Raw genomic sequence first — 15,260 nt, 5'->3', positions numbered from 1 at the left:
GCACCGCGTGCAGCAAGCAGCTACAGGTTCAAGTCGCTGTGGAACGCGCGCTGCCGCCCATCCAGTGGGTCCTGAAAGCTCAGACCCTGGGCCAGAAGCTTGAGCGGCCGCTGGTAATCATCAGTGGTGTCGCCCAAGTCGGGATACAGTGGGTCATTGCAAATGGCGGCGCCCAGGCCCGCCATATGCAGGCGCAGCTGATGCTTGCGGCCGCTGACCGGATACAGGGCATAGCGCCAGCAATTGTCGAGTTCGGCATCAATCTCGATGCGCGTCTCGCTATTGGGCGTGCCGGCTGCTTCCTGCATGCGGAAGAAGGGTGTGCCGGATTCCAGGCGAGACTGATGCCGCAAGGGAAATTCCAGGTGCGGCAGGGCGGGTGCCAGGGCCAGGTACCGCTTGGCGATACGCTGCTGGCGAAACAGCTCCTGATAACGGGTGCGGCTGTGCGGGTTGCAAGAGAATAGCACCAGGCCGGCGGTCAGCCGGTCGAGTCGGTGCAACGGCACCAGATCAGGATTGTCGAAGCGCTCGATCAGTCGGTTGAGCAGCGTCTCGCGCACATAGGCACCGGCCGGGATGACCGGCAAGAAGTGCGGCTTGTCGACCACCAGCAGATGCTCGTCTTGGAACAGCATGTTTTCCTCGAAAGGAATCGGTACTTCATCGATCACTTCGCGAAAGTATCGAATGCGCAACCCTTCGCGATGGGGATGCTCGGCGCCGATAGCCCGATGTTGCTCATCCAGCACACGGCCACGGGCAAACCGCTCGAGCCAGGTTTCGCGGGAAATGGCGGGAAAATGGGCGCACAGGCAGTCGAGTACCGTTATCCAGGGACCGGCGGGCAGATGCAGGGTGCTGGGTTTCATAATGGGCAGTCGCGGCCTGCCGGGTTAACCATGCAGGCCGCGAGTGGCTCAGGCTTCTTGTTCGGAGAGTTTGCGTTCTGCGGCGATGCAAGCCGCTGCGGTGAACAGCACGTCGGTAGAGGAGTTCAATGCGGTTTCCGTGGAGTCCTGCAAAATGCCAATCACGAAGCCGATGGCAACCACCTGCATGGCGATTTCGTTGGGAATACCGAACAGGCTGCACGCCAGCGGGATCAGTAGCAGTGAACCACCCGCCACGCCAGACGCGCCACAGGCGCTGACCGAGGCCACGACGCACAGCAGAAGGGCGGTTAAGAAGTCTACCTGGATACCCAGGGTGTGAGCCGCGGCCAGGCTCAGAACACTGATGGTAACGGCGGCGCCGGCCATGTTGATGGTGGAGCCCAGCGGAATGGCCACCGAGTAGGTGTCTTCATGCAGGCCCAGGCGTTCGCAGATCTGCAGGTTGACCGGCACGTTGGCCGACGAGCTACGGGTGAAAAACGCGGTCACGCCACTCTCGCGCAAGATCATGAACACCAGTGGGTACGGATTTTGGCGAGTCTTCCAGAATACGATGGCCGGATTGATCACCAGTGCAACGAACAGCAGGCTACCAATCAGAACCACCAGCAAGTGGCCATAGCTGTACAGCGCCTGAATACCCGAATCGGCCAGCGTCGTGGCGACCAGGCCGAACACGCCCAGCGGGGCGAAGTGGATGACGATCTTGACGATCAGCATGACGCCCTTGGACAGATCACTGATTACGGTGCGCGTGGTTTCGCTGCCGTTGCGGATGGCCAGGCCCATGCCGATGGCCCAGGCCAGGATGCCGATGTAGTTGGCTTCCAGCAGAGCCTTGACCGGATTGCTCACCGCACTGAATAGTAAGGTGTTGAGTACTTCACCAATGCCTCCGGGCGGGGTAACGCCGGTGGCGGTGTCGGTCAGCGGCAGGGTGGTCGGCCACAGGCTGCTGGCAACCACAGCGACAACAGCGGCGGCCAGGGTGCCGATCACGTAAAGCACCAGAATCGGGCGGATATGGGTCGGTTGTCCTTGTTTGTGGTTGGCGATGGCCGAGGTAACCAAGAAAAACACCAAAACCGGGGCGACGGCTTTCAGCGCGGTGACGAACAGGTCGCCGAGGATGCTGACGTTGTCAGCGGCCTGGGGCAGCAGCAGGGCAAGCAGGATGCCTGCAACCAGGCCGGCGGTGATCTGGGCAACCAGACTGGTCCGTGTAATCAGATGCAAGAGCGGACGTTGAAACATGATGGATGAATTCCTGGTTTTGCGAATGGCTTGAAGGCCAAGCGAGGCAGATGCACGTGAAGCCGGGATTCGGTTCAAAAAAACCTGCCGCCGGTGATTAGCATCTGGGCTGGCTTTTAACTGAGTTCGGGGGCGGTAGGAAAAAGGCCGCGAACGGCATTTGTCATACAGAACCAGAACGGGCTTCTGAATAGAGTAATTCCGCAGAGCGGATGGCATCGTCTGAATAGGCGGCGATTACCGGCTCCGAAGGCCCTGGCTCGGGCGTTCAAGCAGCAGTCGAGGCAGGGGTGGCGCGGCGACGGAGCTGGAGCGCGGGCGATTTTAATGGTTTTGCCAGAATTTTGCGGCTTTTTCCCCAACCGCTAGTCATGAACGCCGGGGAGCCTGGAGATAGTGTTGGAAGAGCGGTAGGCGGAATACGTGCGGCACGGCCAAAAAACAAGGCTGTGTCTGCGTTAAGTGTTGCTAGCCGAAGGGCGGGCGCAACGACTGCGCCGCGCCTTCCCCTCGGCGCTGCAGGACATGATTTTGTAGGGGCGAATTCATTCGCCTGGCGCATGACTCCCAGGCCATATAGCCGCCACGACCAACGCAAAGGCATCAGCCGCGTAGTCCGTCGCCTCCCCGCAGGTGTCGGAAGACTCGGTGCTAGGCGAATGAATTCGCCCCTACCAGAGCCTGTGCCAGGCACGGTTTTCAGTGCGGGAGTCACGCCCTCGCGACGAATGCGGGGTAGTAGCCGTTGCAACAACTAACGCAGACGCAGCCAAAAAAACGCCACGTTGCTTAGGCAGACGTGGCGTTTTTTTCGTTTAAGGAGCAGGTGTGACGATCAGCGCCGGCTGGGCGAGGCGGCAATCACGTCTTCGGCCTGCAGGCCTTTGTCGCGTTGCATTACGGAGAACTCCACGCGCTGGCCTTCGATCAGGACCCGATGGCCTTCGCCGCGGATGGCTCGGAAGTGCACGAAGATATCGTCGCCCGAGTCGCGGGAAATGAACCCGAAACCCTTGGACGTATTGAACCATTTGACCGTGCCGGTTTCGCGGTTGCCCAGTTCCGAACTGGCGAAGCCTTGTGCAGGGCGAGTGTGCGATTGCGGCCAATGAATCACCACGTTCAGCAGCACGCCGAGGGTGGCAAGCAGCAGCCCTGCGGCAACGGCAGGTTGGCCGGCAAGGAAGTCAAGCGGGGCAAGCACAACCACGGCCTGGCAAACGACGCTCAAGATCAGCAGCACCGAGACCACGGCTTGCAGGGCGGGGTGTTTTTCACTCTCTCTGTAGATCACGAACGAGCCAAGCAGCAGGTTAAGCAGGCCGAACAGGAGCAGAAGTAATGCATCGGTTTGAAGGAGATAGGGCAAGGCCTCACTGCGCAGGCTTGGGGTAAAGGACAGCAGCAGGGCGGCTAGGCCCGTTAGCAAATGAAGGATTCTCAGCATGGGGATGAACTCATTTTGGTAAAGGCAAGAGAAGGAGCCAGCCAGCAGCGGCACTCTAATAAGGATGTGGAGAGGTCGTGTCTGACTAGCCTATGCATCGCAAATCCTGTTGCGCGGTGCACAGGCCTATTTAACCGTAAAGCGCGGACTCTCTCAAATCGATGCGAAGACGAAAGGGAAATGGTTCGAGTTGTGGCGGATGAGTGGTCTGGAACGGGTTCGCCAGGCGCTGAGTCTGCCAGGGGCACGGTAGTCGGGAGGCCTTCTGGCCTCCCGACTCTCGGTCAGGCGGCCAGAAGGCTGCGCAACATCCAGGCGGTTTTTTCATGCACCTGCATGCGCTGGGTCAGCAGGTCGGCGGTGGGTTCGTCGCTGACTTTTTCCAGCAAGGGGAAAATGCCTCGGGCGGTCCGCACCACGGCTTCCTGGCCCTGGACCAGGAGTTTGATCATGTCTTCGGCGGCTGGAATGCCCTCGTCTTCCTTGATCGAAGACAGGCGCGCATAGGCTGCATAGGTGCCCGGCGCCGGAAAGCCGAGGGCGCGGATGCGTTCGGCTATGGCGTCTACCGCTAGGGCGAGCTCGGTGTATTGCGTCTCGAACATCAGGTGCAGGGTGTTGAACATCGGCCCGGTGACATTCCAGTGAAAATTGTGGGTTTTCAGGTAAAGCGTATACGTGTCGGCGAGCAAGCGAGACAGGCCTTCGGCGATTGCCGAGCGGTCTTGTTCGGAAATTCCGATGTTGATGTCCATGATGGCTCCTCCTGTGAATGGGAATGCTGCCTAACATAGAGTGCTGGTGCGCCCCGTGGTGCCCGGTGGGGGAGAACCGATGTGGATGAAGCCCGGGGTGTGCGTCGCCGTCGGCTGCGCGATGGCGATTAACCCTATATAATCTCGCGCTTTGCCACCTTTGCCCGAGCGTACGTGAGTCGTCCGGGTACGCGTGGTCGGCCAAGACGAATCCAGACTCAAGAGAAGCGAAAAACACCATGATGCGCAGCCACTATTGCGGCCAGTTGAACGAGGGCCTCGACGGCCAGGAAATCACTCTTTGCGGTTGGGTTCATCGTCGCCGCGACCACGGCGGGGTGATTTTTCTCGATATCCGCGACCGTGAAGGTCTGGCCCAGGTGGTATTCGATCCGGATCGCGCGGAAACCTTCGCCAAGGCCGACCGGGTGCGCAGCGAATATGTGGTGAAGATTACCGGCAAGGTGCGTCTGCGTCCGGAAGGCGCGCGCAACCCGAACATGGCCTCCGGCGCTATCGAAGTGCTGGGTTATGAGCTGGACGTGCTCAACGAAGCCGAGACCCCGCCGTTCCCGCTGAACGAATACAGCGACGTCGGCGAGGAAACCCGTCTGCGTTATCGCTTCATCGATCTGCGTCGCCCGGAAATGGCGGAGAAGCTCAAGCTGCGCTCGCGCATCACCAGCAGCATTCGCCGCTACCTGGATGAAAACGGCTTCCTGGATGTCGAAACGCCGATTCTCACCCGCGCCACTCCGGAAGGTGCTCGCGATTACCTGGTGCCGAGCCGCACCCATGCCGGCAGCTTCTTCGCCCTGCCGCAATCGCCCCAGCTGTTCAAGCAGTTGCTGATGGTTGCCGGCTTCGACCGCTACTACCAGATCGCCAAATGCTTCCGCGACGAAGACCTGCGCGCCGACCGTCAGCCCGAGTTCACCCAGATCGACATCGAGACCAGCTTCCTCGATGAAGCGGACATCATGGGTATTACCGAGAAGATGATCCGCCAGTTGTTCAAGGAAGTGCTCGACGTCGAGTTTGGCGAGCTGCCGCACATGTCCTTGGCCGAAGCCATGCGCCGCTTCGGTTCCGACAAGCCGGACCTGCGCATTCCGCTGGAACTGGTGGATGTCGAGGATCAACTCAAGGACGTTGAGTTCAAGGTGTTCGCTGGCCCGGCCAACGACCCCAAATGCCGCGTTACCGCGCTGCGCGTGCCGGGCGGTGCGAGCATGCCGCGCAAGCAGATCGACGACTACACCAAGTTCGTCGGCATCTACGGTGCCAAGGGCCTGGCCTACATCAAGGTCAACGAGCGCGCTGCCGGTGTGGAAGGATTGCAGTCGCCGATCGTCAAGAACATCCCGCTGGACAACATTAATGTGATCCTCGATCGCGTCGGTGCGGTGGACGGCGACATCGTATTCTTCGGTGCCGACAAGTCGAAGATCGTGTCCGAAGCACTGGGTGCGCTGCGCATCAAGCTGGGCCATGACCTGAACCTGCTGACGTGCGAATGGGCGCCGCTGTGGGTCGTCGACTTCCCGATGTTCGAAGAAAACGACGACGGCAGCCTGACTGCCATGCATCACCCGTTCACCGCGCCCAAGTGCAGTCCGGCCGAACTGGAGGCCAACCCGGCCACCGCGCTGTCGCGCGCCTACGACATGGTGCTGAACGGTACCGAGCTGGGCGGCGGTTCGATCCGTATCCACGACAAGAAGATGCAGGAAACCGTCTTCCGCGTTCTGGGCATCAGTGCCGAAGAGCAGCAGGAGAAGTTCGGCTTCCTGCTCGATGCCCTTAAGTTTGGCGCGCCGCCGCACGGTGGTCTGGCCTTTGGTCTGGACCGTCTGGTGATGCTGATGACCGGCGCGGATTCGATTCGCGAAGTCATTGCCTTCCCGAAAACCCAGAGCGCGGCCTGTGTCATGACCCAGGCGCCGGGCGAGGTGGACAACAAGGCGCTACGCGAATTGCACATTCGCTTGCGCGAGCAACCCAAGGCCGAATAAGCCTACCCCTGGAGCCTGGTTTTGCCAGGCTCCTTCGTCTCGGGCATGCTCGGACGAATAATCGTTGTCGGCTGACAGGCTATTACACGCCTAGGCTCGACAATCGATGCATTTCATAGGGTGGTGAACGTTCACCCTAGGTTCTGGTTACACGATTAGACAGGAGCGAGTCATGGCTGGTCATTCCAAATGGGCCAATATCAAGCACCGCAAAGAGCGCCAGGATGCCAAGCGCGGGAAGATCTTCACCAAGCTGATCCGCGAGCTCACCGTAGCTGCCAAGCACGGTGGCGGCGTACCGGCTGACAACCCGCGCCTACGCCTGGCTGTGGAAAAGGCGCTGACCGCCAACATGACCCGCGATGTGATCGATCGCGCCATTGCCCGTGGTGCCGGTACCAACGACGCCGACAACATGGTCGAGCTGAGCTACGAGGGGTATGCCCCAAGCGGCGTGGCGATCATCGTCGAGGCCATGACCGACAACCGCAACCGTACCGCGGCCGAAGTGCGCCATGCCTTCAACAAGCACGGCGGCAACCTGGGCACTGATGGCTCGGTGGCCTACATGTTCGATCGCAAGGGGCAGATCAGCTATGCGCCGGGTGTCGACGAAGACGCACTGATGGAAGCTGCGCTGGAAGCCGGAGCGGACGATGTGGTCGGCGAGGAAGACGGTTCCGTGCAGGTTTACACCAGCTTTGCCGATTTCCTGGGCGTCAACGAGGCGTTGACCACCGCCGGCTTCAAAGGTGACGAGGCGGAAGTGGCGATGATTCCCTCGATAGCCGCGCCGGTCGCCGATCTGGAAACTGCTCAGAAGGTGATGCGCCTGATCGATGCCCTCGAAGATCTGGACGACGTGCAGAACGTCTACCACAATGCGGAAATCCCCGACGAGCTTATGGAACAGCTCGGCTGATCCTGATTGCATGACACGGCCGGAAGATCGCTATGGCGCGCTTCCGGCTTTTTTTATGGTGGCGTCATCTGCATTTTGCGGCCTGGTGCGTAGGCCGACTGCCGCTAGCGCCAGCCAGGCCCGGTCCGTATACTCGCTCGCTGGATAAATAAACAGTACGGCGACAGGCATGACGCTGATTTTGGGGATTGATCCCGGCTCGCGTATCACCGGCTATGGCGTGGTGCGCGACACCGGGCGGGGTTGCGAGTACATCGCCTCCGGGTGCATTCGCACCGGCAGCGGCGAGCTCTCGGATCGTTTGAAAATGGTGTTTCGTGGCGTTAGCGAAGTAATCCAGACCTACGGGCCCGTGACCATGGGTATCGAGCAGGTGTTCATGGCGCGTAACGCCGATTCGGCATTGAAACTGGGCCAGGCGCGCGGGGCGGCCATCGTCGCTGGCGCCGAAGCGGGGCTGCAAATCGCCGAGTACACCGCCACCCAGGTCAAGCAGGCCATCGCCGGCACGGGTGGTGCGGACAAGCAGCAGGTGCAGATGATGGTCATGCATCTGCTCAAGCTGATACAAAAACCACAGATTGATGCCTCCGATGCGCTGGCCATTGCTTTGTGCCATGCCCATCATCGCCAGAGCCTGATACCCCACGGACTGACCACGGCCAAGCGCCGCGGCGGACGTTTGCGGTTGTAACGCACTGGCTTCAAGGCGCACGGTAAAAAATAAATTTGCTCGGTGCGGGAGGCAGTCCCGCCCCGTGGAGGATGCAGGGCAGTGATAGGACGATTGCGTGGAACCCTGGCGGACAAACAGCCGCCCCATGTGCTTCTGGATGTAAATGGTGTGGGCTATGAGCTGGAAGTGCCGATGAACACGCTTTATCGTCTGCCGGCCCTGGAGCAACCCGTCACCCTGCATACTCACATGGTGGTGCGCGAAGATGCCCAGCTGCTGTATGGCTTTTTTGAAAAGCGCGAGCGCGAGCTGTTCCGTGAACTGATCCGCCTCAATGGTGTAGGGCCCAAGCTGGCACTGGCGCTCATGTCCGGGCTGGAAATCGACGAGCTGGTACGCTGCGTGCAGGCTCAGGACACGTCCACGCTGATGAAGATTCCCGGCATCGGCAAGAAAACAGCCGAGCGTCTGCTGGTGGAATTGAAAGACCGTTTCAAGGCATGGGAAAACATTTCAGGTATTTCCACGCTGGTTACGGAACCCCTTAACGTAACGGCAGTCTCAAGCGCGCAAAATGATGCCGTCAGTGCGCTGATCAGTCTGGGGTTCAAACCGCAGGAAGCCAGTCGTGCAGTAACCGCCGTGCAGGAGGATGGTTTGAGCAGTGAAGAATTGATCCGTCGCGCATTGAAGGGAATGATCTAAGTGATCGAAGCCGATCGTTTGATTACCGCCACCGGCCGCGACCGCGACGAGCAGCAGGATCGTGCCATTCGCCCGCTGAATCTGGCCGACTATATTGGCCAGCCGGTGGTGCGCGAGCAGATGCAGTTGTTCATTCAGGCAGCCCGTGCCCGCAGCGAAGCGCTGGACCATACCTTGATCTTCGGCCCGCCTGGTCTGGGCAAGACGACGCTGGCGAACATCATTGCCCAGGAGATGGGCGTGTCGATCAAGAGCACCTCGGGGCCGGTACTCGAGCGCCCCGGCGATCTGGCCGCCTTGCTGACCAACCTGGAAGCCGGCGATGTGTTGTTTGTGGATGAGATCCATCGTCTGTCACCCATCGTCGAAGAAGTGCTGTACCCGGCCATGGAAGACTTCCAGCTGGACATCATGATCGGCGAAGGCCCGGCTGCGCGTTCGATCAAGCTGGATCTGCCACCGTTCACCCTGGTGGGTGCCACCACGCGTGCCGGCATGCTGACCAACCCGCTGCGTGACCGCTTCGGCATTGTGCAGCGTCTCGAGTTTTATTCCACCGAGGATTTGACCACCATCGTCATGCGCTCGGCCGGCATTCTCGGCCTGCCCATTGAGATTGAAGGCGCGTTCGAGATCGCCCGTCGCGCGCGTGGCACGCCACGCATCGCCAACCGCCTGTTGCGTCGAGTGCGCGACTTTGCCGAGGTGCGTGGCAAGGGTGAAATTACCCGGTCAATTGCCGACCTGGCGTTGAACATGCTGGATGTGGACGAGCGGGGCTTCGATCATCAGGATCGCCGCCTTCTGCTGACACTGATTGAAAAGTTCGACGGTGGGCCGGTCGGTGTGGACAGCCTGGCGGCTGCCATCAGCGAGGAGCGCCACACCATCGAGGATGTCCTGGAGCCCTACCTGATCCAGCAGGGCTATATGATGCGCACGCCGCGCGGGCGGGTTGTGACGCGGCATGCTTACCTGCATTTCGGGCTGAACCTGCCCAAGCGTTTGAACGAGATCGCGGTCGATTCATTGGCCGACGACGCCGAGCTGTAACCCTGGAGTGCGTATTACAAGCATGTCTGCAGTCAAAGAACCTTTTTCCCATGGTTGCCGGGTGTATTACGAAGACACCGATGCCGGCGGCGTCGTGTACTACGTCAACTACCTGAAGTTCATGGAGCGGGCGCGCACCGAGCGGCTGCGTGAGCTGGGGTTTGCCCAGTCGCAACTGGCCGGTGACAACCTGCTGTTCGTGGTGCATTCCAATGAGGTGCGTTACCACGCGCCGGCACGTCTGGATGATGAATTGCAGGTCAGTGCCGAGGTGGTCGAGTTGAACCGTGCCAGCCTGTGTTTCCGTCAACAGGTACGCCGGACCCGTGATGCTGCGCTGCTCTGCGAAGGTCGATTTATGATCGCTTGCGTGCGCGCCGATAATTTCAAACCCCGGGCGATTCCCGATGTGCTGCGCGCAGCCTTCGCCGCCGACCTGGGCCCCCTTTCAGCAGGAGAGTAAGCGTGGAAGCCAACGCCGTTGACCATATGTCCATGTGGAGCCTGATCAGTAACGCCAGCGTGGTGGTGCAACTGGTCATGCTCATTCTGGTGGCTGCTTCGATCACCTCATGGGTCATGATTTTCCAGCGCGGCAGTCTGCTGCGTGCTGCGCGCAGCTCGCTGGAAGCGTTCGAAGAGCGCTTCTGGTCGGGTATCGACCTGTCCAAGCTGTATCGTCAGGCCGGCAGTAGTCCTGACCCGGATTGCGGTGTGGAGCAGATCTTCCGTGCCGGTTTCAAGGAATTCTCGCGCCTGCGCCAGCAAACAGGTGTAAGTGCGGATGCAGTGATGGATGGCGTGGCGCGGGCCATGCGCGTGGCCATTTCCCGTGAGGAAGAGAAGCTCGAACAGTCACTGCCGTTCCTGGCCACGGTCGGTTCCACCAGCCCGTATATCGGCTTGTTCGGTACCGTGTGGGGCATCATGAATTCGTTCCGGGGTCTTGCTCAAGTGCAACAGGCCACCCTGGCCACCGTGGCGCCGGGTATCGCCGAAGCGCTGATTGCCACCGCGATTGGCTTGTTCGCGGCCATTCCGGCCGTTATCGCCTACAACCGCTTCGCGGCTCGTGGCGAGGCGCTGATTGCCCGCTACTACACCTTCGCCGATGAGTTCCAGGCGATTCTGCACCGCAAGGTGCACACCTCGGACGAGTGAGGCCTGCCTGATGGCCAGAATTCGCAACAGACGCAAGCCGGTTTCGGAAATGAACGTGGTGCCTTACATCGACGTGATGCTGGTGCTGCTGGTGATTTTCATGGTGACCGCGCCGATGCTCAATCAGGGGGTCAAGGTTGACCTGCCCCAGGTTTCCAGCGAGGTCCTGCCCCAGGACAACAATGCTCGCGTGCTGACCATTTCGATCAAGGCCGACAAGAGCTATTACTGGAACATGGGCGAAGAGGTTCAGCCCGATCAGGACAAGAGCAGCGAGTCGGCGGTTTCGCTGGACAGTCTGGTCGGTGCGGTAAAAGGCATCATGGCCGAGAACAGTCGTCAGGGTAAGAAGGTGCAGGTCTACGTGCGTGGCGACAAGACGGTCGATTACGGTTCGGTGATGGCCGTGATGGGTGGGTTGCAGCAGGCCGGCGTAGGCAATGTCGGCCTGATCACTGAGGCGCCCTGATGCACCAGCCCTTGCCTTCGGCTTCGCAAAGCTATTTCTGGCCAGTGATCTGGGCGGTGTCTCTGCACGCCCTGATGTTCGCCTTGCTGTTTGTCAGCTTTTCGCGAACCCCGGACCTGCCGCCTTCACGGCCTGTTGTGCAGGCCACTTTGTATCAGCTGAAATCCCAGAGCCAGGCCGAAACCCAAACTCAGCAAAAGACCGCTGGGGAAGCGCAAAAGACTGCGGCTCGGGAATTCGAAATGGAACAGCTGGAGCAGCGCAAGGCTGAAGAACAGCGTGTGGCCGCTGCTAAGCAGGCGGAACAAAAACGCGCTGAAGATGCTCGAAAGGCAGATGAGGCCAAGAAGGCCGCAGCCCGCAAAGCGGCCGAAGCCAAGGCTGCTGAGCAGAAGCGGGCTGCTGAGATTGCGATGAAAAAGGCCGAGGATCAGGCCAAGCAGAAAGCCGCCGAAGAAGCGAAGAAAAAAGCTGCCGCCGAGGCTGAAAAGAAAAAGGTCGCCGAGGCAGCCGAGAAGAAGGCGGCTGCAGAAGCTGCCAAAAAAGAAGCCGCGGAAGATGCAAGGCGCAAGGCCGAAGAAGACAAGAAAGCCCAGGCGCTGGCCGAGCTTCTTGCTGAGGATACTCGCCGCGCCCACGCCAAGGCCGATCTTCATGCGCAGCAGGTGGCGGGCAGCATCGATGACTTGATCATCAACCTGATCAGCCAGCAATGGCGACGTCCGCCAACGGCGCGCCAGGGGATGAGCGTCGAGCTGCTGATCGAGATGTTGCCCGACGGCACCATCAGCAACGCCGGCGTCACGCGTACCAGTGGCGATCCCGCCTTTGATAATTCGGCCGTCGCCGCCGTACGCAGCGTTGGACGTATTCCAGAAATTCAGACACTGGGCAGCGGGCTTTTCGAGTCGCTGTACCGCAAGCGCCGCATTATCTTCAAGCCGGAGGATTTGAGTCCGTGAATAGCCTGATTCGTGTCGCCTTGCTGGGCCTGGCTCTGCTGGCTGGCACTGTGCACGCAGCTGACCCGTTGCTGATCACCAGCGGCACCGACCGCGCCACTCCGATTGCAGTCGTGCCCTTTGGCTGGGAAGGCAGCACCGTGCTTCCCGAGGACATGGCCAGTATCATTGGCAATGACCTGCGCAATTCCGGCATCTTCGAGCCCATTCCACGGCAGAACATGATCAGTCTGCCGAACCGTGCAGAAGAGATCATTTATCGCGACTGGCAGGCACTGGGTGCGCAGTATGTGTTGCTGGGCAGCCTGGTACCGGTGAGCGGACGCTTGCAGGTGCAGTTCGCGCTGTTCAACGTGACGACCCAACAGCAATTGCTGGCGGGCAGCGTGACGGGAACCAACGCACAGTTGCGCGACATGGCTCACCATGTTGCTGATCAGGCCTTTGAAAAGCTCACCGGCACCAAGGGAGCGTTTTCGACCCGCCTGCTATACGTGACCGCGGAGCGGCTGGGCACGACCAATACGCGCTACACCTTGCAACGCTCCGATTACGATGGTGCTCGTGCTGTGACCCTGTTGCAGTCCCGCGAGCCGATCCTATCGCCGCGTTATGCACCGGATGGCAAGCGAATCGCCTATGTCTCTTTCGAGCAGAAGCGTCCACGGATTTTCATTCAGCATGTCGACACCGGCCGGCGCGAGCAGATCACCAACTTTGAAGGCTTGAACGGCGCGCCAGCGTTTTCGCCTGATGGCAATCGCCTGGCCTTCGTGCTCTCCAAGGACGGCAATCCGGAAATCTATGTCATGGACCTGGCATCTCGCCAGTTGCAGCGGGTCACCAATCATTACGCCATCGATACCGAGCCGTTCTGGGGGCGCGATGGGCAAACGCTATATTTCACATCCGACCGGGCGGGTCGTCCGCAAATTTACAAACAGCGCCTCGGCAGCAATGCGGCGGAGCGGGTCACGTTCGTAGGCAATTACAACGCCAACCCGAAACTGTCGGCCGATGAAAAGACTCTGGTGATGATCCATCGCCAGGATGGCTATACCAATTTCAAGGTGGCTGCACAGGATTTGCAGCGCGGAAACTTGCGCATTCTCTCAGATACGACGCTGGATGAGTCGCCTACTGTTGCGCCTAATGGCACCATGCTAACCTACGCCACTCGTCGGCAAGGACGCGAGGTTTTAATGCTCGTTTCCGTCAATGGACGAGTCAGGCTGCCGCTTCCCACCGCGCAGGGGGAAGTTAGAGAACCTTCCTGGTCTCCTTACCTGAACTGACATGGCGTCAATTTGTTCTCCTTTCAATCACTCGTAAAACTGGGGTTTTTAAAATGGAAATGCTGAAGTTTGGTAAGTTCGCTGCTCTGGCTCTGGCCATGGCTGTTGCTGCTGGTTGTGCTTCGCAAGGTGGTGATACCGCCGGTGAAACCACTGACCAAGACGCTGGTTATGCAACCGACGCGAACGCCAATGCTGTCGAAACCAACGGTTTCGATACCTCTGCTCAGGATGCAGAAGCCGCCCTGCGTGCTATCACCACCTTCTACTTCGAATACGACAGCTCGGATCTGAAGCCGGAAGCCATGCGCGCTCTGGATGCCCATGCCAAGGTTCTGCAGAACTCCGGCGTGCGTGTAGTTCTGGAAGGTCACACCGACGAGCGCGGCACCCGCGAATACAACATGGCCCTGGGCGAGCGTCGTTCCGCTGCCGTTCAGCGTTACTTGGTTCTGCAAGGTGTTTCCCCGGCTCAGCTGGAACTGGTGTCCTACGGCGAAGAGCGTCCGGTTGCTACCGGCAGCGACGAGCAGTCCTGGACCCAGAACCGTCGCGTCGAACTGCGTAAGTAATAGTCATGGGTAAGTGCCGTCACGTATTGATTGCCCTGGTTGCCAGCTTTCCGCTGGCGGTCATGGCTCAAGTACCCGTGGTGGAAGGGGGAGCCAGCTACGGCAGGCTTCCTCCCTTGCCCACCGCAAGCGGCGCCCGCGATGCCTATGTCGGGGGAGGGATGACCGTCCCTCCCTCGGCACAGGGCGGACTGTTCATTCAGCTGCAGCAGATGCAGGAAGAGCTTGCCAGTCTGCGCGGCATGATCGAAGAGCAGCAGTATGAAATCCAGCGCCTGAAACAGGAAAGCCTGGAGCGTTATCAGGAGCTCGATCGGCGCATTTCAGAAAGTGCCGGAGCTGCCTCAAATCGAACGGCCATAGGTGAAACAGTCGCCAATGGCACCCCGGCCTCGGAGCCGGCCGACGCGGCGCCAGCGGACCCAGAGAAGGAAAAGCTGTACTACGACGCTGCCTTCGACTTGATCAAATCCAAGGACTTCGCCAAGGCTGATCAGGCATTCAACGCCTTCCTGCGACAGTATCCGAACAGCCGTTATGCCGGCAATGCACAGTATTGGCTGGGTGAAGTGAGCCTGGTTCAAGGCAGGCTGGAAGAAGCCGGGCAGGCCTTTGCCAAGGTGAGCCATGCTTATCCCAAACATAACAAGGTGCCAGATTCGTTATACAAATTGGCTGACGTCGAGCGCCGCCTGGGCAATATCGATAAAGCTAGAACGGCTTTGCAGCAGGTGATCGCCCAGTATCCGGGGAGTTCAGCCGCGAAGTTGGCGCAGCGGGATCTGGATAACCTGCGCTGACATACGCACCCCTCCCAAAAAAAGCCCGCGCCAGACGCGGGTTTTTTATGTTGGGTCTGAAGGCAAGGCAGCGCTGGGTGTTTATGGCTCTGCGAAGGCTTTCAAACAACACAACGATCATCTGTGTCAGCCCGTGGCTGGGAGTCGACTATGGTTGATGATGGAAGGCCGTAGTGCGACAAAGTGGGGCGCAGCAGAGGGCTTTGCTGTGGCAGGGAAGACCGAGCCCTGGGATACCTATGATTTTTTCACAATTTTCTTGAATTGCTGAGTGAAAT

Annotated in this window: 16 protein-coding genes and 1 pseudogene; 12 read left to right on the top strand and 5 right to left on the bottom strand. The window is 59.7% G+C overall.

Features of this window, described 5'->3' with window-relative positions; genetic code table 11:
• Window positions 1-20: 20 nt before the first annotated feature.
• The 5 genes and pseudogenes from H9642_RS12215 to H9642_RS12200 form a co-directional block, all read right to left on the bottom strand.
• Entirely contained in the window at window positions 21-872 is an 852-nt protein-coding gene (locus H9642_RS12215; protein ID WP_251836726.1) for a pseudouridine synthase, read from the bottom strand.
• 48 nt (window positions 873-920) lie between these two features.
• Window positions 921-2,150 (bottom strand): serine/threonine transporter SstT, encoded by a 1,230-nt coding sequence (sstT, locus tag H9642_RS12210; protein ID WP_251836725.1) that lies wholly within the window; start codon window positions 2,148-2,150, stop codon window positions 921-923.
• 835 nt (window positions 2,151-2,985) lie between these two features.
• On the bottom strand, window positions 2,986-3,210 hold the full coding sequence (locus H9642_RS18510; RefSeq protein WP_251836843.1) for a cold shock domain-containing protein: 225 nt from the start codon (window positions 3,208-3,210) through the stop codon (window positions 2,986-2,988).
• A 114-nt stretch (window positions 3,211-3,324) separates the two neighbouring features.
• Window positions 3,325-3,597, bottom strand: a pseudogene (locus H9642_RS18505) (cold shock domain-containing protein membrane protein); the annotation flags it as partial.
• 284 nt (window positions 3,598-3,881) lie between these two features.
• Window positions 3,882-4,352, bottom strand: a complete 471-nt coding sequence (locus tag H9642_RS12200; protein ID WP_251836724.1) for a Dps family protein — start codon at window positions 4,350-4,352, stop codon at window positions 3,882-3,884.
• Window positions 4,353-4,591: 239 nt separating this feature from the next.
• Here H9642_RS12200 and aspS point away from each other — a divergent pair, with 239 nt between their 5' ends.
• The 12 genes from aspS (at window position 4,592) to ybgF (ending at window position 14,982) form a co-directional block, all read left to right on the top strand.
• Complete coding sequence (gene aspS, locus H9642_RS12195) at window positions 4,592-6,367, top strand: aspartate--tRNA ligase (protein WP_251836723.1); 1,776 nt, start codon at window positions 4,592-4,594, stop codon at window positions 6,365-6,367.
• 172 nt (window positions 6,368-6,539) lie between these two features.
• Window positions 6,540-7,289, top strand: coding sequence for a YebC/PmpR family DNA-binding transcriptional regulator (locus H9642_RS12190; RefSeq protein WP_251836722.1), 750 nt, complete (start codon window positions 6,540-6,542; stop codon window positions 7,287-7,289).
• A 169-nt stretch (window positions 7,290-7,458) separates the two neighbouring features.
• Entirely contained in the window at window positions 7,459-7,983 is a 525-nt protein-coding gene (ruvC, locus tag H9642_RS12185) for a crossover junction endodeoxyribonuclease RuvC (RefSeq protein ID WP_251836721.1), read from the top strand.
• A gap of 81 nt (window positions 7,984-8,064) precedes the next feature.
• The gene (gene ruvA / locus H9642_RS12180; RefSeq protein ID WP_251836720.1) at window positions 8,065-8,670 is read left to right on the top strand and encodes a Holliday junction branch migration protein RuvA; all 606 of its coding nucleotides are present in this window, start codon (window positions 8,065-8,067) and stop codon (window positions 8,668-8,670) included.
• Window positions 8,671-9,723, top strand: a complete 1,053-nt coding sequence (gene ruvB, locus H9642_RS12175) for a Holliday junction branch migration DNA helicase RuvB (RefSeq protein ID WP_251836719.1) — start codon at window positions 8,671-8,673, stop codon at window positions 9,721-9,723.
• A 22-nt stretch (window positions 9,724-9,745) separates the two neighbouring features.
• A complete protein-coding gene (gene ybgC / locus H9642_RS12170; RefSeq protein WP_251836718.1) occupies window positions 9,746-10,186 on the top strand; it encodes a tol-pal system-associated acyl-CoA thioesterase in 441 nt (146 codons plus the stop codon).
• 2 nt (window positions 10,187-10,188) lie between these two features.
• Complete coding sequence (gene tolQ, locus H9642_RS12165) at window positions 10,189-10,884, top strand: protein TolQ (RefSeq protein WP_251836717.1); 696 nt, start codon at window positions 10,189-10,191, stop codon at window positions 10,882-10,884.
• 10 nt (window positions 10,885-10,894) lie between these two features.
• Window positions 10,895-11,353: a protein TolR gene (gene tolR, locus H9642_RS12160; protein WP_251836716.1), complete on the top strand. Its 459-nt coding sequence runs from the start codon at window positions 10,895-10,897 to the stop codon at window positions 11,351-11,353.
• Window positions 11,350-12,315, top strand: coding sequence for a cell envelope integrity protein TolA (tolA, locus tag H9642_RS12155; protein WP_433962703.1), 966 nt, complete (start codon window positions 11,350-11,352; stop codon window positions 12,313-12,315). The genes tolR and tolA overlap by 4 nt, the downstream gene beginning before the upstream one ends.
• Window positions 12,312-13,610, top strand: a complete 1,299-nt coding sequence (gene tolB, locus H9642_RS12150) for a Tol-Pal system beta propeller repeat protein TolB (RefSeq protein ID WP_251836714.1) — start codon at window positions 12,312-12,314, stop codon at window positions 13,608-13,610. The genes tolA and tolB overlap by 4 nt, the downstream gene beginning before the upstream one ends.
• A gap of 53 nt (window positions 13,611-13,663) precedes the next feature.
• Window positions 13,664-14,182, top strand: a complete 519-nt coding sequence (pal, locus tag H9642_RS12145) for a peptidoglycan-associated lipoprotein Pal (protein ID WP_251836713.1) — start codon at window positions 13,664-13,666, stop codon at window positions 14,180-14,182.
• 5 nt (window positions 14,183-14,187) lie between these two features.
• Window positions 14,188-14,982 carry a tol-pal system protein YbgF gene (ybgF, locus tag H9642_RS12140; RefSeq protein ID WP_251836712.1) on the top strand — a complete coding sequence of 265 codons (795 nt, stop codon included), beginning with the start codon at window positions 14,188-14,190 and terminating at the stop codon, window positions 14,980-14,982.
• Window positions 14,983-15,260: the final 278 nt, after the last annotated feature.

It is taken from the genome of Serpens gallinarum, assembly GCF_014836765.1.
Lineage (GTDB): Bacteria > Pseudomonadota > Gammaproteobacteria > Pseudomonadales > Pseudomonadaceae > Serpens > Serpens gallinarum.
This window is presented reverse-complemented; position numbering and strand designations above follow the sequence as displayed.